This window comes from Streptomyces sp. 5-10, assembly GCF_014712245.1.
GTDB classification, from domain to species: Bacteria; Actinomycetota; Actinomycetes; order Streptomycetales; family Streptomycetaceae; genus Streptomyces; species Streptomyces violaceusniger.
Genome location: NZ_JACVYG010000005.1, coordinates 24230 through 46243, shown reverse-complemented (window position 1 = coordinate 46243; position 22014 = coordinate 24230). Strand labels below are relative to the sequence as shown.

The window sequence follows — 22014 nt, the reverse complement described above, 5'->3', positions numbered from 1 at the left end:
CCCCTTGAGCCTGGGCCTCTTCAACCCCGGCCCCTTGATCCCGGACCCGCACACGCGAACGAAGTACCCCGATCGGGTGATATAGCGGGTACACACATCATAGGAGCCCTGCGCGGCCGAAGAATGACGTCGAATCGGCGGCGCGCAAAGGGGGAGTTCCGCGATGACGATGCCCGCGGGTGGGGACATCACGGTCGACTGGGTCCACATCAGGGACACCATCCAGGTCAACGACGCACTGCTCGCCGAGATCAGGGCCGAGCTGACACATCTGCCGCCCGAGGCGCGGCTGGCACTCATCGCGCGCGAGGTGGTGCACGATCCCCAGTACGTCCTGACCGGACTTCCGGGCCACCCCCTCGTCGTGGTAGCCGAGACCTACCGCGGCAACGGCGGCGCGCTGGACAACAGCGGCGCGTCCGGGGCCGCGGGTGCCTACGGCGCCACCGGGCCGTCCGGTGTCGGCTACAACGGTATGGACGGCGGCCCCGGTGGACCGGGCGGCACCGGAGGCACGGGGGGCGCCGCCACACCCGTCACGGTGCTCGCGCACACCATTACCGACCTGCGGATCGCCGCCCGCGGCGGCCAGGGTGGCCAGGGTGGTACGGGCGGGCTCGGCGGGCGCGGCAAGGACGGCGGCCGCCCGCCCAACCGGCCCGACCCGCCCGACTCCATCCCGGGCGGCAACGGAGGCTCCGGCGGACCGGGTGGCACCGGGGGCGTCGGCGGCCCGGCCGCGGAGATCGTGGTCGAGACGGCCACGTACTCGGGCCTGTCGCTCGACGGGGCGGGCGGAGCGCCCGGCGCCGCCGGGTCCGGCGGCAGGGGCGGCACCGGAGGCAGGCACGGCGGCGAGAACGGTCCCGGCGGACCGCCGGGCGCCGCCGGGCCCGCGGCCGGTCCGGGGGTGGAGCCCCGGCTCCTGGTGCACTCCGACGCCGACTGGTGGGGCGTGGTGCGGTCGCGCCTGGGCGGGCGCGCGGCGGAGTGGGCCCACTACCGGACGACGGTGGGAGAGTTCCTCTTCCGCTCCTACGCCCCGGGGTTGCCGAACCGGAGCGGCCACCGCGACACCGCGGCCCATGAGTTCGACCGGGCCCTCGCGCTCGACCCGGGGCAGGAGCGGGCCGCCGAGCTGTCGCGGTACATCGCGACCAACCTCTCGCCGATCGGCCAGCCGTACAACCTCGACCTCATGCCGGACTTCCCGAACTTCGAGGGCGTGGTCGTCGATTACGACGCGATCGTGCACGGCCGCTTCACCGACGCCATGAACCTGCTGCTCTCCGTCCTCAGCACTGGCCAGAAGCGTGAGTTGCTGAAGACCGACATGGAGCAGCTGGCCGGTATGCGCGATGTGCTGGTCCTGGAGGAGAAGGCCGCGGGGCTGGCGCTGGAGGGGGCCGAGGGCCGGCAGAAGATCATCAATCAGCAGATCGAGGAGGTCAACCAGCAGATCCAGCAGGTCCGCGAGGAGATGACCCGGCAGCGCATGCAGTTCCCGCCGGGCAACGACCTCGGTCCGCTGGTGGGCGCGGCCATCGCGGTGGCCGCCGCGGCGTCCGCGATCGCCTCCGCCGGTGCCACCGCCGTGGCGTTCGTCGCCGCCGCCGAGGCCATCGCCACCTCCAGCGCCTCGTTCGAGGGGTTCGACACCGCCACCGGCCGGTACGGCGAGGGCGCCTATCTCATCAACTACATCGACTGGTCCGACCCCACCCACCCCAAGCCCAAGCCGGAAGCCGCCAAGGTGATGGGCGGGCTGAGCGACCTCGTCAAGAAGAGCGCGAAGTTCATCGAGGCCGGGCGGACCATCGCGGAGCTGGCCTCCACCACGATCGACGGCAAGCTGGAGAGCAGGGAGCGGGACCTGGTGGCCCGCCACCTCGACCTGGTCCGGCAACTCGGTGTGCAGATCCTGGAGGTCCAGCAGAAGCAGCTGCTCAAGCGGGCGGCCGAGGCCAAGATCGCCCGGAATGAGGCCGACCTCGAGGCGATGCGGAGGCTCGACGGGGACTGGGCCTCCGACATCACCGTGCTCAGCGCCACCGCCCGCCGCCTGGTCACCCAGACCCAGTTCTATGTCGACGTCCTGATCCGGTACTCGTTCTACGCACACCGGGCGCTGGACATCTTCACCTTCAGCAACGAGGCCCCGGCCTACAGCTTCGACTGGGGCCATCTGCACCCGGACGAGGTCGAGAACGCCTATCAGCCGCTCGCCCGGGGCGACGCGAGCAGAGTGCCCGGCCTGTTCGAGCGGTACCACCAGTCGTGGAACGCGATGCTCAAACTGGAGCCGCTGCGCACCAGGTACATGGAGTACAAGGCGCTTCTCGACCACACGGTGCGCTTTGTGAACATCACCGCGCCCGAGGTGCTGACCGCGCTGCGGACCACCGGGCGGGCGACGTTCACCGTCTCCCTCGACGGTTTCCCGGCCGCCTTCTCGGAACTCAAGATCGACCGGGTGCATCTGGGTCTGGTCGGAGCCACCGCCGAGACACCGGCCGTCGTCCTGTTCCTCCAGCACGGAGGCGCGGCCGTGAACCGGCGCCGGAGCGGGACGGAGGAGCGTCCGAGCGGGCGTCCCCTGACCGCCACCGTGGAGGCCACGTTCGACAGGAGCGACCCGACCGACCCCGCGGATCCGCGGCCGTCCTACTGGGGTCGCAGCCCCGCGACGACCTGGACGGTCACCGTCGAGCCGACGTCGGCGCGGGAGGGCGGCCTGAAGCTGGACCGGCTGAGCGCGCTCCAACTGACCATCTGGTACTGGTACTTCACCTCGCCCACCGGCACGGCGCAGCCCGTCGCGCCCATGCCGGTGCGGGCCGACTACGACGGGGACGGCGTCGTCGACGAGGCCATCTGGTCGTCCGCCGAGGGCTCCTGGCAGATCCGGCCGTCGTCCGGCGCCCCGCCGCGCTCGCTGCCCTGGGGACGGCCCGGCGACATCCCCGTACCGGCCGACTACGACGGTGACGGGAAGGCCGAACTGGCGGTGTTCCGGCCGGACAACCGCAAGCTGTACACCACCCGGGCGGACGGCGGCCCCGCCGCGGTCCACTACTGGCGGACCGCCGACTACGTCCCCCGGCCCACCGACCTCCCGCGTATGCGTCTGCTCGCGAACACGTTCCGGCAGCGCGCCGCCGTGCTGACGAACGCCGGTCGCCACGCCGAGGCCGTCGAGGTCCAGTTCCAGGCCCGCGACGCGTATCTGCAGCTCGCCGCGGTGTCCGCCCCGGCCCGCCGGGACGTGGCCCAGACGCTGGTCATCCTCGGGATGTATCTGTCCCGGGTCGGGCGCCATGACGAGGCGATCACCATCGGCCAGAAGGGCGTCGCCGAGTACCGGGCCATCGGGGACGAGGAGCACGTGGCGTGGGCGCTGGGAAACCTGGCGGCCCTCTTCTACCAGGCCGGTCGCCCCGAGGAGGCCGCGGAGACGCAGCGGCGTGCGGTGGCCGCCTATCGGGTCCTGGCCGCCGCCAACCCCGCCTTCGAGGCGGAGATGGCCAAGACGCTGGTGTTCCTGGGGATGTATCTCCAGCATGCGGGCCGCCACGAGGAGGCGGTGGCGGCCGGACGCGACGCGGTGGCGGTCTACCGCCGCCGCGAGGATCTGCCCGATCTGGCCTGGGCGCTGGGCAATCTCGGCGCCCTGCTGCAGTCCGCGGGCCGGCCCGGCGCGGGCGCCGACGCATGGCGGGAGGCGCGCGACATCTACCAGCGGCTCGATGCCACCGCGCCCGGCACCTACCGTCCGCTGCTGGCGATGGCCGCGTACCGGCAGGCGGCGCTGCTGGTGGCGGACGGGCGCCGTGCGGAGGCCCTGGCCCCGGCCGAGCAGGCGGTGGCACTGTACGAGGAGCTCGGCGCGGCCCATCCCGGCACGTACGTCTCCGAGACCGAGGCGGCCAGGAAGCTGAGGGATTCGCTGCGGGCCGGATGAGGCGGACGCCTGCGGCGTGCTGCTCCCCTCCCCGCCCCTTCCCGATACCAAGGGCTTCGCCCCTGGACCCCGGAGTCCGGGGCGGAGCGCCGCACACGGCGGAGCCACGTATCGGAGCCGCATACCGATGCCGCGGGGAGGGGCGGGGAGGGGCAAAGACCCGCCGGACACCCCGTGGTAGTCGTCAGGCCGCCGCCAGTCCCTGTACCGGGCCTCGAGCGCAACTCGACAGTCTGGGAGGACAGTTGGGGCAGCGGCCCCGCCGTCCTCGAACGGAGTCGACCATGGCCTTCACCCTCGACCCTGAGCTCGCCGCGGTTCTCCAGGCACTCGCCGAGCAGAGCGACCCCACTCCCCCGCCCGAGCGCGACGACTGGCGGACGCTGCGCGCCAGGGGCACGGCCTCGATGCGGTGGATGGCCTCGCTCCTCCCGGCGTACCCCTCCGGCTATCCGCTGGTGAAGGCGTCCTCGCACAAGGTGCGGTCCGCGGACGGGGCGGAGATCCTCGTCCGCTGGTACGAGAAGGCCGAGTCCGCACCGGGTTCCGCGGTCGTCTACGCCCATGGCGGAGGGATGATCGCCGGAAGCGTCGATCTCTACGACTCCGCCGTCGCCGGATACGTCCAGGCCACCGGGGTGCCGTTCCTGTCCGTGGACTACCGCCTGGCCCCCGACGCGGCCACCGGCACCGGCCCCGTGGAGGATGTGTTCGCCGCGCTGACCTGGCTGGGCGATCAGGCGCCCGAGCTGAGGGTCGATCCCCGCCGCGTCGCCGTCATGGGCGACAGCGCCGGGGGCGGGCTCGCCGCCGGAGTGGCCATCCTCGCCCGTGACCGGGGCGTTCCGCTCGCCCGCCAGGCCCTGCTGTATCCCATGCTGGACGACCGCACTCTCACCCCGGATCCCCTGCTGACCCCCTATGTGGCCTGGACCTGGGACGACAACTGGACCGGCTGGCACGCCCTGCTGGGCGCGGCGTTCGGCACCGACGACGTCCCGCCGCAGGTGGCGCCCGCGCGCGTCGCCACCGTCGAGGGCCTGGCACCGGCCTATGTCGAGGTCGGAGAGCTCGACATCTTCCGCGCCGAGGCCGTCACCTACGCCCAGCGGCTCGCCGACGCCGACATCCCCACCGAACTGCATCTGCACGGCGGGGCCATCCATGAGTACGACCGCCTCGCCCCCGCCTCCCGGCTCGCCCGCCGGGCCATGGAGGACCGCATGCGGGTGATCTCCTCGCTGTGAGGGCCGTCATGAGCCAGAGCGCGGATCCGGCACCACCGCTCGCCCGCCCGCGTCCATCGCGTCGGTCCGCCGGGCCGCGGCGCTCTCGCGCAGCGAGCCGAGGAACGCCCCGGCGGCGGGGGTGAGGGCGTGGTCGGCCATGCGCACCAGCAGGATCCGGCGCACCGGTGCGGGCGGGCGCAGCGGCAGCACGCTGACGCCCGGGCGGATGCCCTCCAGGGCCAGGGTCGGGGCCAGCGCCACGCCCAGACCGGCGGCCACCATCGCCTGCGCCTCCTGGTAGTCGTGTGCCTCGTAGGCGATCTGCGGTTCGAAGCCGACCGCCCGGCAGCTGCGCACCAGGGCCTCGGCCACCGGATGGCGGTCGGCGCGGGTGATCCACGAATCGTCGGCGAGATCGGCGAGGGTGGCGTCGGTACGGGAGGCCATCGGGTGGCGGTCGCCGACCAGGAGGGCGGGCGGATCGTCGAGGAGCGGGGTGATGTCCACGTCCTCGCGATCGATGCGGCACCAGTCGTAGTCCCACATCAGCGACATCTCGATCTCCCGGTTCTCCAGCATCGACCACAGGCCCGCGATACGGGCGCTGCGCACGGTCAGCCGTACGTCCGGGTGGGTGTCGCGGAAGGCGATGACGGCGGGCGGCAGCAGCGAGGCGCCGACGGTGGGGAAGGTGCCGATGCGCAGCGTGCCCGCGCGGAGCCCCGCGAAGTCGGCGAGCTCACTCTCCGCGGCCTTCAGCTCGCGGGCGATCCGCTCCCCTCGGTCGGCCAGGGCGCGCCCGGCGTCGGTGAGTGTGACACCCCGTGCGTGGCGGTCCAGCAGCGGCTGGCCGGCCTCCGTCTCCAGTCGGCTGATCTGCTGGGACACCGCTGAGGGCGTGTAGTTCAGGGCGCGGGCGGTGGCCGTCACGGAGCCGCGCCGGGCCACCTCGGCGAAGAGCAGAATGCGCCGGACGTCCAGCACGGCATCACCTCAAGCCTTCAGTTCTGCTTAATACCCCTGCAGATTTTCGAGATTGTACTTCACACTGCCGTAACCCACCGTAGATGCCACCGCCCACGGAGGAGCCGTCGGCGGGTGTCGATTCCACGGCCATGGGGAGTCCGTTGTGTTGCGTCTGCAGGGCGAGATGATCCGCGGGGGTACCAGCAAGTGCTGGATCTTCGACCACCACGAGGTGGTGGCCACCGGAGTGGATGCCGACACCCTGCTGCTCGCCGCCTTCAACGCGGCCGACCCCCGCCAGATCGACGGGGTGGGCGGCGCCTCGTCCACCACCTCCAAGGCCGCGATCGTCCAGACGTCGGACGTGGCGGGCGTGGATGTCTCCTACGCCTTCGCGCAGGTGGGCATCGGCGACGAGCGGGTGGAGTGGACCAGCAACTGCGGCAACTGCGCCACCGCGGTCGCGCTGTACGCCGTCCACCGCGGTCTGGTGCCGATCACCTCGGACACCACCACCGTCCGCATGCTCAACGTGAACACCGGGGCCCGCCTCACCGGCACCATCCCCACCCCCGGCCTGACCGCGCCCGACGAGGGCACCGCCGTGGTGCCCGGCACCGACGCGCTCGGGGTGCCGGTCCTGCTGGGGTTCCAGGACCCGGCCGGGTCCACCACCGGCCGCGCCCTGCCCACCGGCCGCCCCCTGGACACCCTGACCGGACCGGACGGCCCCGTCGAGGCCTCGCTCGTGGACGCGGGGGCGCCCGCCGCGCTCTTCGACGCCAAGGCGTTCGGCCTCGACGGCTCCGAGTCCCCGGCCGCGTTCGCCGCCGTGGTGCCCGCGCTCACCGTGCTGCGCCGCACGGCGGCGCTCGCGATGGGGCTGGTCGGCGAGGACGCCCCGGTCAGCCATGCGGTGCCCAAGGTCGGTGTCGTCGGCGGCCCCGTAACATATCGCACCACTCACGGCCACCTGGTCACTCAGGACCAGTACGACGTGGCCGTGCGCATGGTCTCCATGCACGCCCCGCATCCGGCGATCGGCCTCACCTCCGCCGTCGCCCTGGCGATGGCCGCCACGACCCCCGGCACCCTCGCCCACCGCGTCACGCGGCAGACCGCCGACGGCACGCTGCGGCTGGGCACCCCCGCGGGCGTCATCACCGCCCGAGCCGTCCCCGCACCGGACGGCGCGTCCCCCACGGTGCTCCTGCACCGCGCCGCCCGGCGCATCGCCCGAGCCGAACTCCTCGTTCCCGTCCCGGAAGGACGCCCCGTATGAGCCGCAATGTCGCAGCGCCGGGCACCGTCGCCGCCCCCGACCGGCCCGGCCGCATCCGCCTGCTGCTGTCCCGCCTCTATGTCCAGTGCCTGCTCGGTGTCCTCGCCGGGGTCGTCGTCGGTTCGCTGTGGCCCTCCTTCGGGGCGGAGCTGAAACCGCTGGGAGACGGCTTCGTCGCGCTGGTGAGGATGATGATCGCGCCGATCATCTTCTGTACGGTCGTCCACGGCATCGCCGCCATGAGCGACCGCAGAGCGGTCGGCCGGGTGAGCCTCAAGGCCCTGGTCTACTTCGAGATCCTGACCACCATCGCCCTGGTCCTCGGCCTGGTCGTGGTCAACGTCGTACGGCCCGGCAGCGGGCTGCACGTCGATGTCTCCACCCTCAGCACCGACAGCCTCCCGGCGGAGGCGACCCAGGCCCATGAGAGCTTCGCGGACTTCATCCTCAGCACCATCCCGGACACCCTCGTCTCCGCGCTGACCGGCGAGGAGATCCTGCCGGTGCTGTTCGTGGCGGTCCTGTTCGGCTTCGGTCTGCAGGCCAGTGGCGAGGCCGGGGCGGGCATCGCCGCGGGCGTCGAGAAGCTCTCCACGGTGCTGTTCCGGCTCATCCGCTGGATCATGCGGCTGGCCCCCATCGGCGCCTTCGGCTCGATGGCCTTCACCATCGGCAACTACGGCCTGGGCACCCTGCGCCATCTGGCGCTGCTGGTCGGCTCGTTCTGGCTGACCGCCCTCTTCTTCGTCCTGGTGGTCCTCGGCGCGGTGATGCGCCTGGGCGGCCTGCGCCTGCTGCCGTTCCTCCGCTACATCAAGGAGGAGCTGCTGATCGTGCTCGGCACCTCGTCCACCGAACCGGTGCTGCCGCGCATGATGGCCAAGCTGGAACACGCGGGCGCCTCGAAGCCGGTCGTGGGCATCACGCTGCCCGCCGGGTACTCCTTCAACCTCGACGGAACGGCCATCTACCTCACCATGGGGTCGGTGTTCCTCGCCCAGGCGGTGGGGGTGGACCTCAGCCTCACCCAGCAGCTGACCATGCTCGCCGTCATGCTGCTCACCTCCAAGGGCGCGGCGGGGGTGACCGGTTCGGGCTTCGTCGCCCTGGCGGCCACGCTCAGCGCCGTCCCCCATGTCCCGGTGGCGGCCCTCGCGCTGATCTTCGGCATCGACCGGTTCATGTCCGAGGCGCGGGCCCTGACCAGCCTGGTGGGCAATGGTGTCGCCACCTTGGCCGTGGCCCGCTGGGAGGGGCAGCTGGACGAGGCCCGGACCCGGGCGGTGCTCCGGGGCGACCTGCCCTTCAACCCCGATGACACGGCCGCCGACGACCTCGCGTCCAAGGAGCCGGCGGGATCGCCACGCGAACCCGTCCCCGCCGTCGGCTGACCACACCGCGCCAGGCGATCCGCCCGGGCCGAAGCGAACGCTTCGGCCCGGGCGTCGCTCGTCGGACCGCCATTTTCCCGTTGCACGTGGGTAAACCGAGCCGTGCCATCTGTGCAATTGCCGTCATGAACGAGGGTGCCTACGGTCGAGGCACAGACGGCGAAGCGCGCGCCGAGCCTCCCCTTCTCTTTCACCATGCGAGGGAGCACCCATGTCCACTGCCAACGGCACCACCGCCTCCGGCACCGGCCTCGACGCCGCGTTGCTCAACCGGGTCACCGCCGCCGTCCGCACCGCCGGTGACCTGCTGCGGGAGCGCCACACCCCACAGGCACGCGGGGTGGAGCTCGACGAGATCGTCAAGGAGATCCACGCCAACGACGACGCGGTGCTGGACGTCCTGAGGCAGCCACTGATGGCCGCCAGGCCGGGCGCGCGCTGGGCCGAGGACGAGCTGGAGGGCGGCGCGCTGCCGCCGGGCGAGTGGTGGATCGTCGACCCGGCCGAGGGCAACATCAACCATGTGCACGGCATGTCCGACTGGGCCGTGACCGCCACTCTCGTCCGCGACAACCACCCGGTGCTCACCGTCGTCCACCTTCCGCTGACCGGCGACTGGTACACCGCGATTTCCGGTCACGGCGCCCAGCTGAACGGCGCGCCCCTGCGGGTGTCGGCCAAGACGGACCTGGGCGCGGCCCTGGTCGGCACCGGCCAGGCCCGGCCGGGCGAGGACGAGCACACGTTCCACCGGATCGGCACGTCGGTCACCCGGATGCTGATCCACGGCCTCGTCGTCCGGGTCTCCGTGCCCGCCACCCTCCAGCTGATCCAAGTGGCCGCCGGGCGCATGGACGCGTTCTGGCAGTTCTCCGATGTGCGCTCGGGTCTGGTGGCCGGAGCCCTGCTGGTCGCCGAGGCCGGTGGCACCGTCACCGACACCCGGGGCAATCCCTGGGACCTGGCCTCCCCCGACTTCCTGGCCACCGCCCCCGGCATCCACGCCGAGGCCGTCTCCGTCCTGTCGCCCATCGCCTGACCACCCACCCCCCGGCAAGGAGTTCATCCGCATGACCAGCATCGGCATCCTCGGCACCGGACGCGTCGGCAGCGGCCTCGCCCGCACCCTCGCCGCCACCGGCCACCAGATCACCCTCGGCCACCGGCAGCCGCCCCAGGAGACCCCGGCCGACCCGACCGGCGCCGTCCCGGCGATCCGCCACGCCGACCAGCGCACCACCGCCGCCACCACCGACATCGTCATCAACGCCACCCCGGGCGACACCACCCTGGAACGCCTCTCCGCCCTGCACACCGAGCTGGCGGGCAAGATCCTCATCGACGTCTCCAACGCCACCCGCCACGCGCCCGACGGACTCCCCTCGGACCTGTGCTACCCCGGCAGCAGCCTGGCCGAGCGGCTCCAGCGGGCCCTGCCCGCCACGCGGGTGGTCAAGACCCTCAACACTATGCTCTTCACGGTCATGACCGCCCCCGCCGATCTGTCCACCCCGCCCACCGCCTATCTGTCCGGCGACGACGCGGACGCCAAGGCCATCACCGCGGGCCTCCTCGCCGACCTCGGCTGGAAGCCCGAGTGGATCGAGGACATCGGCGACATCACCACCGCCCGCGCCACCGAAGCCCTCGTGCTGCTGGTTCCCCATGTGCTGCGCCGCCATGGACTCCGGCCGTTCGCCGTCTCCCTGGCCCGCTGACCGCCCCGCACCTTAGGCACCGCGGGGACGTGTCGTACCACACGCCGTGAAACGTGCCCTTGCGCATCGATAGAACCTGGGGCCAGCATCGATCGTCTTCTCTTCCGAACAGCCGCCGGACGAAGGACGCGCATGACAGGCAGAGACGGGGAGACGACGGGGAGCGCCACCGCGGAACGGACCGCCGCCGGGCAGCAGCGCAAGGGGCGCCGCCCGCTGCGGATCGCTCTGGTGATCGTGGCGTCGTTCCTCGTGCTGCTCGGCGGCGGAGTGGGCTGGCTCTACTTCAAGCTGAACGGGAACATCACCACCTTCGGGGCGGACGGCCTCTCCGACAACCGGCCGGAGGGGAACGCCGCCGGTCGGAATGTGCTGGTCATCGGCTCGGACACCCGCTCCGGCGACAACAGCAAGCTGGGCGGCGGCACCGGGGACGTGGGCCGCTCGGACACCGCCTTGCTGCTGCACGTCTACGCCGATGGCAAGCACGCGGTCGGGGTGTCGATACCCCGCGACACCCTGGTCGACATCCCGCCGTGCCGGCTGCCCGACGGCTCATGGACCAGGACGCGGCGGAACGCCATGTTCAACTCGGCGTTCTCCGTGGGCGAGACCGCCCAGGGCAACCCGGCCTGCACCCAGAACACCGTCGAGAAGCTGACCGGGCTGCGCATGGACCACACCGTCGTCATCGACTTCGAGGGTTTCTCCCGGATGACCTCCGCGGTCGGCGGGGTGCGGGTGTGCGTGCCCCAGGACGTCTACGAACGCGATCTGAGCCCCAGCCGCCCCACCCGCGGCAAGCGCATCTTCAGCAAGGGGGTCCAGACGGTCTCCGGGCAGAAGGCGCTGGACTACGTGCGCATCCGCCACGGGATCGGCGACGGCTCCGACATCGGGCGCATACGGCGGCAGCAGGCGTTCATCTCCGCCCTGCTCAAGAAGGTCAAGAGCCGGGGAATCGACCCGACCACGCTGTATCCGCTGGCGGACGCGGCCACCAAGTCCATGACCGTGGACCCGGGGCTCGGCTCCGCGAAGAAGCTGATGTCCTTCGCCATGTCGATGAAGGACATCGATCTGCACAACACCAAGTTCGTCACCATCCCCTGGCGCTACCAGGGCGAACGGGTCGCCGTCGTCCAGCCCGACGCCGATGAGCTGTGGGCCGATATCAGGGCCGACCGCACCATCGACGGGAAGGCGGCCGGCGGGAAGAAGGACGAGCCCCGGGCCCCGGCCACGCCTACGCCCACGTCCACCGTGTCGGGCGCGGGCATCAGCGTCACCGTCTACAACGGCACCACCACCCAGGGCCTCGCCGCACGCGCCGCGGACACGCTCAGGACGCATGGCTTCACCGTGACCGGCGCCACCAACGCCGCCACCCAGGACCACGCCACCACCGTGGTCGGCTACGGCCCCGGTGAGCGGGACCGGGCCCAGACGGTGGCCCGGCTCTTCCCCGGCGCCGGACTGCGCCCCGCCACCACCCCGGGCATCAGCCTCACCCTGGGACGCACGTACCTCACCGCGCCCTCCCCCGACGCCTCCACGCCCGCCACGCCCTCCGCCCCGTCCTCCCACGTGGCCGACGACGCACGCTCCGCCGACGACGACCCCTGCTCCAACCTGTCCTACGGCTGACCGGATCCCCTCGCGGCCCTCACATCCGGTCCGGGCATGGCGCACCGCTCCCCGGGCATCCGGGAAAAACGCCGCGCGATCAGGGTGCCGCCGCGCCCGCGAGCCCGCGGATTGTACGGGCGGAGGGGGATCCGGGGTCGGCCGTGATCAGGACCACCTCCTGGTCGTCCTCGGGGACGAGCAGGACGTCGCAGTTCAGCCGCAGTGGTCCGGCCGTGGGGTGGTCGACGGTCTTGGTCCGGTGTCCGGGGGCGTGGACCGGACGCTCCTCCCAGATCTGCCGGAACTCCTCGCTGCCGGTGCGCAGCTCGGCCAGGAGTGCGGTGAGCGCCGCGTCGCGGGGGTAGCGGTCGGCGGCCCGGCGCAGCCGGGCGACCACGATGTGCCCGAACTCCTCGGCGCTGGAGCTCTCGTACGCGTGGCCCCGGCCGAGGAAACGGCGGCGGGCGAGGTTGCTGTGCCGCCCGAGGTCGTCGCCGAGCAGGGTCTGCGCCAGCGGGTTCCAGGCGACCACGTCGTAGGCGGCGTCGGTGACGATCGCCGCGGTGTCGGGCAGCCGCCGCAGCAGCTGCGCCACATGCGGGCGGACCCGCCGCACCGCCCGCGTGCCCGGGGGCGCGCTCGTCCCCGCGAGCCGGAACAGATGGCTGCGCTCGGCGGGCGCGAGCCGCAGCGCCGCCGCCAGCCCGTCCAGGATGCGCGGCGAGGGCCGGGGGCCACGGGCCTGTTCCAGACGGGTGTAGTAGTCGACCGACATATGGGCCAGCTCCGCCACCTCCTCCCGCCGCAGCCCCGGCGTACGGCGGTGGGGGTCGGCGGGCAGGCCGATGTCCTGGGGACGCAGCCCCTCGCGGCGGTCCCGCAGGAAGCGGGCCAGCTCGTGCCTCGCCATGCTGCCTCCTTCGGCTGACGGGTGCTGCCTGGGACAGGTTGTCCCTGGCAGGGGGAACGTGGCCGGGTAACCCTTGGTGCCATGAACGATCGCACAGCACTGGTCACCGGTGCCAACAAGGGCATAGGCAAGGAAATCGCACGCCAGCTCGCCGCCGAGGGACTCACCGTGTACGTGGGCTCACGCGACGCCGAGCGGGGGCGGCGGGCCGCCCGGGAGATCGGCGGCGACGCCCGGCCGATGGTGCTCGACGTGACCGACGCGGACAGCGTCGCCACGGCCGCGGCCCAGCTGGAACGGCTGGACATCCTGGTCAACAACGCGGGCATCATGGTGGACGGCTCCACGGCGCCCGAGGCCGGTCTCGAGGACTTCCGCCGGACCTATGAGACCAACGTCTTCGGTGTCCTCGCCGTCACCAACGCCTTCCTCCCGGCCCTGCGCCGCTCGGACGCGCCCCGGATCGTCAATGTGTCCAGCGGCACCGGCTCGTTGACCTGGAGCGCGGACCCGGACCACCAGTTCGCCGTGTCCGCCGGGTCGGGCGCGGCCTATCGCTCCTCCAAGACGGCGCTGAACGCGCTGACCCTCTACACCGCACAGGCCCTGGCCTCCGAAGGCTTCAAGGTCAACGCACTGGCTCCCGGGCTGCGCAGGACGGATCTGAACGCCCTCGCCGCCGGGAGCGACGGGGATCCGGCCGAGGGCGCGGCGGGCGCGGTCCGGCTGGCCCTGCTCCCGGACACCGGGCCCACCGGCGGGTTCTTCTCCTGGGATGGCACTCCGGCGCCCTGGTAGACCCCCGGCGTCACACGTGCCGTGCGGTGGCGCCCGCGCCACCGCACCGGTGTCTCCCGCCCGCTCCCGCCGACCGCGTCAGTCGGCGGAGAGCTGGGTGTTCGGCACCCGCCAGGCGGCGATCACGAAGGCGATCAGGCCCACCGCGGCCCCGGTGAGGAAGACCACGCGCAGGGCGCTGACATAGCCCTCGAGGAACGGCTGCGCCACGGCCGGATCGAGGTGGTGGAGGAAGGCCGAGTCCTCCAGGTTCACCCCGCCGTCGGGTTGTACGACGCCCTTCAGCGCCTCCGCGTTCGCCGGTTCCTCGGCCAGCCTGCGGTACGACGCGTCCTGGGAGGCCACCGCCAGGCGGTCGCTGATCCGCGTACCGGCCAGGGAGAAGAGGATGGACAGGAAGGCGGCGGCGCCCACCGTGCCGCCGTTGGAGCGGAAGAAGTTGACCGAGGCGGTGGCCGCCCCCATGTCCCGCCCGGGCACCTCGGACTGGGCGAGCGTGGTGATGGTCTGCATCGCCGCGCCGAGGCCCGCCCCCATGAACACCATGCCGATGGCCACGTACCACAGCGGGCTGTCGTCCCTCAGCGTGGCGAACACCAGCATGGCGACCGTGAGGGAGCCGACGCCCGCCGCCAGATGGATTTTGAACCGGCCCGTCCGTGACATCAGCCGGCCCACCACCAGGGTCGCCGTGACGTTCGCCGCCATGGTGGGCAGCGTGGCCAGGCCCGCCCCCATCGGGCTCATGCCCTTGGCCAGCTGGAGATAGAGCGGGAGGGTCGTCATGGCGCCGAACATGGCGATGCCCACGGTGAAGTGCAGCACGGTGCCGAGCCGGAACGCGCGGATGCGGAACAGCCTGACCGGCAGCAGCGCGGCATCCGCCATCCGCCGCTCCAGCAGGACGAAGGCGACCAGCCCGACCGCTCCCACCGCGTACATCACCAGCGCCCGGGGCGAGGCCCAGCCCCAGCTCCGCCCCTGTTCGGCCACGACGAGCAGCGGCACGATGCCGACCGCCAGCGTCAGCGCCCCGCCGTAGTCCAGCCGGTGCCGTACGGGCTGGTGGGGTATGTGCAGCACGCGGAGGATCACCACGATGGCGAGGGCCGCCAGCGGCACGTTGACCAGGAAGATCCAGCGCCATCCGTCGATGCCCAGCAGAGTGGCGCGTCCGGCGAACACCCCGCCCACCAGCGGGCCGATGACACTGGACCCGGCGAACACCGCCGTGATGTAGCCCTGGTAGCGGCCGCGCTCCCGTGGCGAGGTGATGTCGGCGATGATCGTCATGGCGAGGGACATCAGCCCGCCGCCGCCGAGGCCCTGCACCGCCCGGAAGGCCGCGAGCTGGTGGATGGACGTGGCGAATCCGCACAGCAGCGACCCGAAGGTGAACAGCACGATCGCGGACAGATAGACCGGGCGGCGGCCGTAGATGTCGGAGAGCTTTCCGTACAGCGGGGTGACGATGGTGCCGGTGACGAGATAGGCGGTGGTCACCCACGCCTGGGCGGTGAGTCCGTGCAGATCGTCGGCGATGGTGCGCAGCGCCGAGGAGACCACGGTCTGGTCCAGCGCGGCGAGGAACATGCCGAGCACCAGCCCGGACAGCACGGTGACGACCTGGCGGTGGGTCAGCCGGGCGGGGGTCTGGGGCTCGGTGGGCTCGGTGGTGGTGGATGAGGACGACATACGTACCTGCGAACCTTCTCTGCCGCGCGTGGGGGACGTAGCGGGGGCCGGAAACCCGCGGGGAGGGGCGGGGCCCGGAGCCCGGGCGCCGGGGGCCCGGGCTCCGGAGCGGGGTGTTATCCGGCGAGCTTCTCCAGGTCGGGGACGGCGCTGTCGATCTCCGGCAGCGCCAGCATCTCCAGCCGCGCCCGGCGGGCCACGGCGCGGCAGCCGTCGTCGGCCAGCACCTCACGGCAGACGGCGGCGATGCCGTCCGGTGTGGGGTCGGTGACGCGCCGGCCGAGGCCGAGCTCCTCGACCCGCTGTGCGTTGCCGGGCTGGTCGCCGAACTGGGGCAGCACCGCCATCGGTGTCGCCGTGCGCAGCGACTCGCGGATGCTGTTGAAGCCGCCGTGGGTGAGGAAGAGGTCCACGGATTCCAGCAGCAACGGCTGAGGCAGCCGATCGGTGATGTGCACATGCGGTGGCACCCCGTCGGTGTCCACGGGAATGCCCCCGGTGGCGAGGATGACGGTGCACTCCTCCAGCCGCGACACCCCCTGGACCATGGCGCGCAACGTGTCCACCGGGTCCGGCATCGGGATCGGCATGGGCGTCGGCGCGGAGACGTCCGCCTCGCGTGAGCCGTCGTGGAACATGGGGATCGCGGTGCCGATGGCGGCGAACATCAGGGGCCGGTCGGTGGGCAGTTCGGCCACCCAGCGCGGCAGCACGGCGCCGCGGTCCACGTCCACCGTCTGCCGGTAGGCCCAGGAGGCCGACAGGTGGTGGGCGAAGGAGAAGGCCGGTGGTACGTAGTCGATGCGCCCGTGCGGCACGATCGACAGCGGGTCCTCGGGAGTGGCCAGTCCCTGCCGCTTCCGCAGCGCGTTGAGGCCGGGCAGCAATGCGGCCGGGTCGAAGCCGTTGACGGCCCCGGAGGGGGTGGGCAGCTGGGGTATGCCGAGCGTTTCGGCGACGACGCAGGCGCTGAGGTCCATGCCGTCGCGCAGGATGAGGTCGGGACGGAAGTCGCGTGCCTCGGGGAGCACGGCGTCCAGGAGCATCGTGGCCATCGGGCCGGACACGACCTTGCACATGACGCGCAGCATGAACTCCTGCCGCTGCTCGTCGTCCATGTCCGGCAGGCCGGCCGGTCCGGACTCCTCGGCCAGGACGGGGCCGATGAGGGAGGACGGGCTGAAGTCGCGGATGGCGCTCGTCACCCGCACCTCCTCCCGTTCGAAGACGGGGACGAGGGCCGGGGTGGTGACCACCAGCACCTCATGGCCGGCCGCCGCGAGGGACCGGGCCAGGGGAAGCTGCGCCCGGCCGTGGGAGGGGCTGGCGAGCGTGGTGAACATAACCCGCAACGCAAGGGCCTTTCTGTGAGAAGGGTCTCGTACGGGAGAAATACGGCGAGAGGTACGGCGAGAGAGGGGCGGGGCGGTCAGCGCGCCATCGCGGGCGCGCGGCCGATGCCCTCGCAGGTGAGTCCGGCGCGGCGCAGCCGGTCGGGGTCCAGGAGGTTGCGGAAGTCGTAGACCATCGGGGCCCCGAGCAGCCCGGCGACGCGCTCCCAGTCCAGGTCGCGGAACTCCGGCCACTCGGTGAGCACGAGACATGCGCGCGCTCCCCGGAGGGCCTCCTCGGGGGTGTCCGCGAGGGTGAGCAGATCGCTGAGGTCGGGGCGGGTCTCGCTGAGCGCGGGGTCGTAGGCGTGGAGTTCGGCGCCCCGCTCCTTGAGCAGCCGGGCGATGGCCAGGGCCGGTGAGTCGCGCAGATCGGAGGTGCCCGCCTTGAAGGCCAGGCCCAGGACGGCCAGCCGTACGCCGCGCAGCGAGCCGTCGCCCGGGGTGCATCCGGCCACCACGCGCTCGACGAGCCGCCGCTGGTGCTCGACGTTGGTCTCGATGGTGGCGCCCAGCAGCGGGAAGTCCACGCCCGACTCCTGGCAGACGGTCAGCAGGGCGTGGGTGTCCTTGGGCAGGCAGGAGCCGCCCCAGCCGGGGCCCGGCTTGAGGAAGGCCGAGCCGATGCGGGGGTCGTGGCCGATGCCGGTGAGCACATCGTCCACGTCGGCGCCGAAGTGCTCGCACAGCGTGGCGAGGTTGTTGGCGAAGGAGAGCTTCATGGCCAGGAAGAAGTTGGCCGCGTACTTGGCGAGTTCGGCGCCCGCGGCGTCGGTGAGCACCAGCGGGGCGTCCAGCCCGGTGTAGAGGTCCGCCACCTTCCGCGCCGCGTCCCGGTCCGCGGCGCCGACCACGATGCGGTCGGGGTGGAGGAAGTCGCGCACCGCGTAACCCTCGCGGAGGAACTCCGGGTTGCTCACCACGGCCACGTCGGGGCGGTCCAGCAGCGCGGCGACGCGCTCGGCGGTACCCACGGGCACGGTGGACTTGTTGACCACCACACTGCCGCGCGGCAGCGCGTCGCGGATCTGGTCCGCCACGGCCTCGACGGCGGCCAGGTCGGCGGCGCCGCCGACGCCCATCGGGGTCGGCAGGCACAGGAACACCACGTCGGCGTCGGCGACCGCGGCCCGGGTGTCGCGGACGAACGCGAGCCGCCCGGAGTCCAGTCCCTCCCGGACGAGTTCCGGCAGCCGGGGCTCGAGGATGTCGACCTGTCCGCGCCGGAGCCGTTCGACCTTCTGATGGTCGGTGTCCGCGCACACCACTCGATGGCCGAGGGTGGCCAGACAGGCGCCGGTGGTCAATCCGACATAGCCGGTGCCCACCACCGCGACGCGTCGTATCTGCACAGGGGATCACCACTTCTGCTGGGGGTCAGATGCGGGTGCGTGGCGAGGGACGGCGCGGGGCCGCCCGGTCGGGGTACGAGCAGGCCGGACACCGTCGTCCGGCCGGGACCGCGCGAGGCGGCGACCAAAGTCACCACGCGTTGACAAAACATAACGCGCCGACCCACAGCTTGGTCAACAAGCGATGACAACAGTGGATGACTTCTGGACATGCGAGGCTGAACCGGCAGCATGTACGGCACGGTCCAGGCGGAGGTACGACAGGTGAACCGGGAAAGCGACTCACCAGGGTGCGACGACCACCCCCGCCGCGCCCGCAGATACGACGCGGCGGGCACGCGCAGCGCCCTCCTGGGGGCCGCCGCGCTGCGGTTCGCCAGATACGGCTACGACGGCTGCAGCGTGCGCGACATCGCCAAGGACGCGGGGGTGGACGCCGCCCTGGTCTACCGCTATTTCGGCTCAAAGGAGGCGCTGTTCGACGCGGTGTCGACCAGCACCGGCATGTTCGAGCCGCTGCGCCATCTGCCGCTGGACGAGGTGTCGGCGTGGATCTGCGATGTGGTCTCCACGGGGCCCACCGAGGAAGAGGCCCCGCATCCGCTGCTGACCAAGCTGCGCTCCTCCAGCCGGGAGGAGACCGTCGGGCGGCTGCGCGAGGAGGTCACCGAGGTGTTCTCGGAGGGGTTCGCGCGGCGTCTGGAGGGCGAGGACGCCGAGCTGCGGGCCGAGTTGCTGGCGGCGTGGCTGATGGGCATCACCCTGCTGCGCCTGGCCATCCGTTCACCCGCGCTGGCCGACACGCCGGACGACACCCTGCTGCGGTTCCTCCGGGCGGGTATCGATCCGCTGCTGGACGCGGGCTGCCCCGGGAGCAGGCGCGAGGACGGCTGACCTGTCCTCGCTCCGCCCCGGGGCGGGGAAGCCGCCATGGCGGCCTGCGGGGTGTCCGGCGGTTCTTTCCCCTACCCGCCCCTCCCCGAAACTGGGGCTCCGCCCCAGCCCCCGGGGTCCAGGGGCGAAGCCCTTGGTAGCGGGAAGGGGCGGGTAGGGGAGCAGCCCGCCCCAGGCGGCAAGATCCGTCGGACGCCCCTTGGGGGAAACCGGTGTGGCGGCTAGACGTTCGGCACGCGCAGCTTGTCCCAGCTGGTCTTGCCGGGGACGCCGTCCGCGTCATCGCCGGAGTAGCCCAGCTTGCGCTGCCAGGCCGCGTAGGACTTGCGGTCCGCCTCGGTCCACTCCGGGCCCGGGCCCTCCTCGTAGCGTCCGCAGCCCTCGGCCACCAGCCGCTTGCCCATCGCCGTGATGATCTTGCTTTCGCGGCCTGTCCGGAAGAAGTCGGCGCCCGGGAACGGCTCGTAGGACGCCGGTGGCTTGGGCGCCGGTGGCTTGGGGGCCGGGCCGTCCGGCTTGGCGCCGAGCCGCTTGGCGACGCGGCTGCGCATGCTGTCCATCGTGAAGCCACGCGGGTCGACCTTGCCCGGCTGCCACTCCAGATGGCCGATCACCGAGCGCTGGGTCCAGCCGTGGGCGCGGCAGATGGCCGCGGACACCTTCTCGATCGCCAGCTTCTGCGCCTCCGGCCACGGGTCCTCGCCGTCGCCGAGATTGATGCACTCGAAGCCGTAGAAGTGGCGGTTGCCGTCGGTGTCGGCCTCGTTGTCGTGGGGCAGCGCGGATTCGTCGACGACGGCTCTGAGCACATCGCCGTCGCCCAGGCCCGCGTGGTTGGCGCGGCCGTTGCCGACCAGGTGGACCGCGCCGGACTTGTCGATGACCCCGTGGCACAGCGGCCCCGGCAGTGATGCGTGCCCCTCGTAGCACAGCTCCACCGAGGAGTCCGTGCCCTTGGTGACGGTGTGATGGATCATCACCCCGTTGACTGGCCCCCAGGGGCCCTTGGAGTTGCGGTTGTGAGTCCGCCAGTCGCGGTACTCATGGACTTCCAGTCCCTCGTCGCGAAGCGCCTTGAGCAGACGGTCGGCGGTGAGCGGCGTGGCCATGGTGATGTGCTCCTTAGGGATGAGGCATGGTGATGTACGGATGCCGCGGGCACGGAACTCAATCGGCTCCGCACCGGGCCTACGCTTCCGGTTCGGTGTCCTCCCTGGCCCTGGTCTCGGCCTCCGCCTCGGCCTCCGCCGCGAGCGCCGAGGCGTCCGCGGCCGGGGCGGGCGTGGCCAGCGGCCCGAACACCATCCGCAGATCCAGCTCCGCCTGCTCGGCCGTCACCCACGCCAGGGGCGCGTAGTGCGCCTGGATCCCGGCCGGTGCCTGGAGGAGCGGTTTGCGGGCCGCGTTCACCGGCCACTCCACGCCGCCCGTGGCGGTGCGGGCCGGGATCAGCCAGTGGTCCCCGGAGCGGTAGGCGCCGTCGGGGGCGAAGTACACCTCGACGCCGTCCTCCAGGGGCAGCCAGCGGCCCTCCTCGACCCTGAGCGCACCGCGCTTCAGCCGCGCCGCCGCGCCCTTGCGGGGACGCCGGGTGGTCTCCCGGTGGTCCCAGCGGCGCAGGAACGGCCGCAGCTCCGGGCGGCGTCCGACGCCCGGCTCGGGCTCACCGGACAGCCGCACCCGCCGCCCCGGCAGGTCGGCCTCCTCCACCCGCAGCAGCGGCAGCGGCTCGCCCCGGCTGGTGTAGGCGGTGTCCACGAACTCCACCAGGTCCCCGACATTGAGGTCCAGCTTGTCGTCGCTGCCCAGCGAGGCCAACTCCACCCAGGTGCCGTCGAGTTCGTCGACCGGGAAGACCACCGAGCCGTTCTCCCGGGACCATTTGAAGGTGGCCTCCTTCGCCGTGCCGCCCTCGTGGATCTCCACCCGGTACAGCTGGTTCTCCGGCCCCCGGTAGCGGGCGTCCGGCCGGACCAGGCAGGGGTCCTGGTCCGCGTGTTCCGGCCGCTCGGCGCGTGCCGCCAGCCGGGATCCGGGGGCCGTGGCCTTCCGTGCCCACGCCTCGAACGCCTTGCCGACCTGCTCCTTGTTCGCCCCTCCCGGGTTCTCCAGCTCCAGCGCCGCGCCCTCCACCGGCAGCACCTGCCAGACCACCTTGACCCGCGCCGCGGTGTCCGGCATCGCCGAGCCGAGGGCCACCTCGCGCAGCGCCGGGTCCTCGGCGGCGGTCACCGACCGCTCCCACACCTTCAGGGCGACCAGGAACGGACGCTGCTCCGGCAGCCGGTCGCCCGGCCGCTCCGGGTCCCGGTAGGCGTCCGGCTGGTCCCAGTAGGTCCAGGTGGCGGGCGGCTCGTCGGGCTCGGGCGCCTCGGCCTCGCCCTCCTGGCCTTCAGTCCCGTCCGCCGCCTCGTCGTCGACGGCCACACCGGGCAGCGGCCGGGTCGCGTCGCACAGGATGCCGTCCACGTAGTAGCGGCCGCCCTCGATGATCAGGTCGTCCAGATCGCGGCTGCCGCCCTTGAACCGGATGCGGAATCCGGCGTCCGCGGACGGGCCGCCGTGCCGCCCGATCAGGTCGGCGGCGAGCGTCCGGGCCTGGTGGAGCTGGATCGCGGTCTGCTCGTTGGCGTCGGCGTCGAGCTGTACCCGGCCCTGCTGGGCGACGACGGCGGAGTAGCGCCGGTCGGGCCGGAAGGTGAGACGGGAGAGATCGGCGTGCATGGAAGGGGTCCCCCTCGAAAAGGTTCGGAAGTCTGGCGGGCGCGGCTCGGACGGGCGGGCGGGCTGGGGCAGCG

At 72.3% G+C, this 22014-nt stretch carries 16 protein-coding genes; 9 read left to right on the top strand and 7 right to left on the bottom strand.

Annotated elements, in window-relative coordinates:
- Positions 1–163: 163 nt before the first annotated feature.
- Together IEJ02_RS07920 and IEJ02_RS07915 are read left to right on the top strand one after the other, a co-directional pair.
- The gene (locus tag IEJ02_RS07920) at positions 164–3961 is read left to right on the top strand and encodes a tetratricopeptide repeat protein (RefSeq protein WP_191064080.1); all 3798 of its coding nucleotides are present in this window, start codon (positions 164–166) and stop codon (positions 3959–3961) included.
- 284 nt (positions 3962–4245) lie between these two features.
- Positions 4246–5208 carry an alpha/beta hydrolase fold domain-containing protein gene (locus IEJ02_RS07915; RefSeq protein WP_191064079.1) on the top strand — a complete coding sequence of 321 codons (963 nt, stop codon included), beginning with the start codon at positions 4246–4248 and terminating at the stop codon, positions 5206–5208.
- Between the two features lie 6 nt (positions 5209–5214).
- Here IEJ02_RS07915 and IEJ02_RS07910 read toward each other — a convergent pair whose 3' ends face one another.
- Positions 5215–6174, bottom strand: a complete 960-nt coding sequence (locus IEJ02_RS07910; RefSeq protein WP_191064078.1) for a LysR family transcriptional regulator — start codon at positions 6172–6174, stop codon at positions 5215–5217.
- A 145-nt stretch (positions 6175–6319) separates the two neighbouring features.
- On the opposite strand from IEJ02_RS07910, the gene IEJ02_RS07905 reads away from it, so the two are divergent.
- The 5 genes from IEJ02_RS07905 (at position 6320) to IEJ02_RS07885 (ending at position 12194) form a co-directional block, all read left to right on the top strand.
- Positions 6320–7438, top strand: a complete 1119-nt coding sequence (locus tag IEJ02_RS07905; protein WP_191064077.1) for a PrpF domain-containing protein — start codon at positions 6320–6322, stop codon at positions 7436–7438.
- Complete coding sequence (dctA, locus tag IEJ02_RS07900) at positions 7435–8829, top strand: C4-dicarboxylate transporter DctA (protein WP_191064076.1); 1395 nt, start codon at positions 7435–7437, stop codon at positions 8827–8829. The genes IEJ02_RS07905 and dctA overlap by 4 nt, the downstream gene beginning before the upstream one ends.
- Positions 8830–9040: 211 nt before the next feature.
- On the top strand, positions 9041–9868 hold the full coding sequence (locus IEJ02_RS07895; protein WP_191064075.1) for an inositol monophosphatase family protein: 828 nt from the start codon (positions 9041–9043) through the stop codon (positions 9866–9868).
- Between the two features lie 31 nt (positions 9869–9899).
- Positions 9900–10547 carry an NADPH-dependent F420 reductase gene (locus tag IEJ02_RS07890; protein ID WP_191064074.1) on the top strand — a complete coding sequence of 216 codons (648 nt, stop codon included), beginning with the start codon at positions 9900–9902 and terminating at the stop codon, positions 10545–10547.
- Between the two features lie 132 nt (positions 10548–10679).
- Positions 10680–12194: an LCP family protein gene (locus IEJ02_RS07885; RefSeq protein ID WP_191064073.1), complete on the top strand. Its 1515-nt coding sequence runs from the start codon at positions 10680–10682 to the stop codon at positions 12192–12194.
- Positions 12195–12273: 79 nt separating this feature from the next.
- Here IEJ02_RS07885 and IEJ02_RS07880 read toward each other — a convergent pair whose 3' ends face one another.
- On the bottom strand, positions 12274–13086 hold the full coding sequence (locus IEJ02_RS07880) for a helix-turn-helix transcriptional regulator (RefSeq protein ID WP_191064072.1): 813 nt from the start codon (positions 13084–13086) through the stop codon (positions 12274–12276).
- 81 nt (positions 13087–13167) lie between these two features.
- Between IEJ02_RS07880 and IEJ02_RS07875 the strand changes: the two genes are divergently transcribed.
- On the top strand, positions 13168–13884 hold the full coding sequence (locus IEJ02_RS07875) for an SDR family oxidoreductase (protein WP_191064071.1): 717 nt from the start codon (positions 13168–13170) through the stop codon (positions 13882–13884).
- A 78-nt stretch (positions 13885–13962) separates the two neighbouring features.
- On the opposite strand, the gene IEJ02_RS07870 is transcribed toward IEJ02_RS07875, so the two are convergent.
- From IEJ02_RS07870 to IEJ02_RS07860, 3 genes are all read right to left on the bottom strand, one after another.
- The gene (locus IEJ02_RS07870; RefSeq protein WP_191064070.1) at positions 13963–15579 is read right to left on the bottom strand and encodes an MDR family MFS transporter; all 1617 of its coding nucleotides are present in this window, start codon (positions 15577–15579) and stop codon (positions 13963–13965) included.
- A gap of 116 nt (positions 15580–15695) precedes the next feature.
- Positions 15696–16922, bottom strand: coding sequence for a glycosyltransferase (locus IEJ02_RS07865; protein ID WP_191064069.1), 1227 nt, complete (start codon positions 16920–16922; stop codon positions 15696–15698).
- Positions 16923–17008: 86 nt separating this feature from the next.
- Entirely contained in the window at positions 17009–18322 is a 1314-nt protein-coding gene (locus IEJ02_RS07860; protein WP_191064068.1) for a UDP-glucose dehydrogenase family protein, read from the bottom strand.
- A 264-nt stretch (positions 18323–18586) separates the two neighbouring features.
- Here IEJ02_RS07860 and IEJ02_RS07855 point away from each other — a divergent pair, with 264 nt between their 5' ends.
- Entirely contained in the window at positions 18587–19216 is a 630-nt protein-coding gene (locus tag IEJ02_RS07855) for a TetR/AcrR family transcriptional regulator (protein ID WP_275558796.1), read from the top strand.
- Positions 19217–19437: 221 nt separating this feature from the next.
- Here IEJ02_RS07855 and IEJ02_RS07850 read toward each other — a convergent pair whose 3' ends face one another.
- Together IEJ02_RS07850 and IEJ02_RS07845 are read right to left on the bottom strand one after the other, a co-directional pair.
- On the bottom strand, positions 19438–20325 hold the full coding sequence (locus tag IEJ02_RS07850) for a peptidoglycan-binding protein (RefSeq protein WP_191064066.1): 888 nt from the start codon (positions 20323–20325) through the stop codon (positions 19438–19440).
- 79 nt (positions 20326–20404) lie between these two features.
- Positions 20405–21940, bottom strand: a complete 1536-nt coding sequence (locus tag IEJ02_RS07845; protein ID WP_191064065.1) for a DUF6519 domain-containing protein — start codon at positions 21938–21940, stop codon at positions 20405–20407.
- Positions 21941–22014: the final 74 nt, after the last annotated feature.

Bases quoted from the DNA above. Each gene is read 5' to 3' on its own strand.
- IEJ02_RS07920 (WP_191064080.1), top strand. From the start codon at position 164: ATGACGATGCCCGCGGGTGGGGACATCACGGTCGACTGGGTCCACATC.
- IEJ02_RS07915 (WP_191064079.1), top strand. From the start codon at position 4,246: ATGGCCTTCACCCTCGACCCTGAGCTCGCCGCGGTTCTCCAGGCACTC.
- dctA (WP_191064076.1), top strand. From the start codon at position 7,435: ATGAGCCGCAATGTCGCAGCGCCGGGCACCGTCGCCGCCCCCGACCGG.
- IEJ02_RS07895 (WP_191064075.1), top strand. From the start codon at position 9,041: ATGTCCACTGCCAACGGCACCACCGCCTCCGGCACCGGCCTCGACGCC.
- IEJ02_RS07890 (WP_191064074.1), top strand. From the start codon at position 9,900: ATGACCAGCATCGGCATCCTCGGCACCGGACGCGTCGGCAGCGGCCTC.
- IEJ02_RS07885 (WP_191064073.1), top strand. From the start codon at position 10,680: ATGACAGGCAGAGACGGGGAGACGACGGGGAGCGCCACCGCGGAACGG.
- IEJ02_RS07880 (WP_191064072.1), bottom strand. From the start codon at position 13,086: ATGGCGAGGCACGAGCTGGCCCGCTTCCTGCGGGACCGCCGCGAGGGG.
- IEJ02_RS07875 (WP_191064071.1), top strand. From the start codon at position 13,168: ATGAACGATCGCACAGCACTGGTCACCGGTGCCAACAAGGGCATAGGC.
- IEJ02_RS07870 (WP_191064070.1), bottom strand. From the start codon at position 15,579: ATGTCGTCCTCATCCACCACCACCGAGCCCACCGAGCCCCAGACCCCC.
- IEJ02_RS07865 (WP_191064069.1), bottom strand. From the start codon at position 16,922: ATGTTCACCACGCTCGCCAGCCCCTCCCACGGCCGGGCGCAGCTTCCC.
- IEJ02_RS07850 (WP_191064066.1), bottom strand. From the start codon at position 20,325: ATGGCCACGCCGCTCACCGCCGACCGTCTGCTCAAGGCGCTTCGCGAC.
- IEJ02_RS07845 (WP_191064065.1), bottom strand. From the start codon at position 21,940: ATGCACGCCGATCTCTCCCGTCTCACCTTCCGGCCCGACCGGCGCTAC.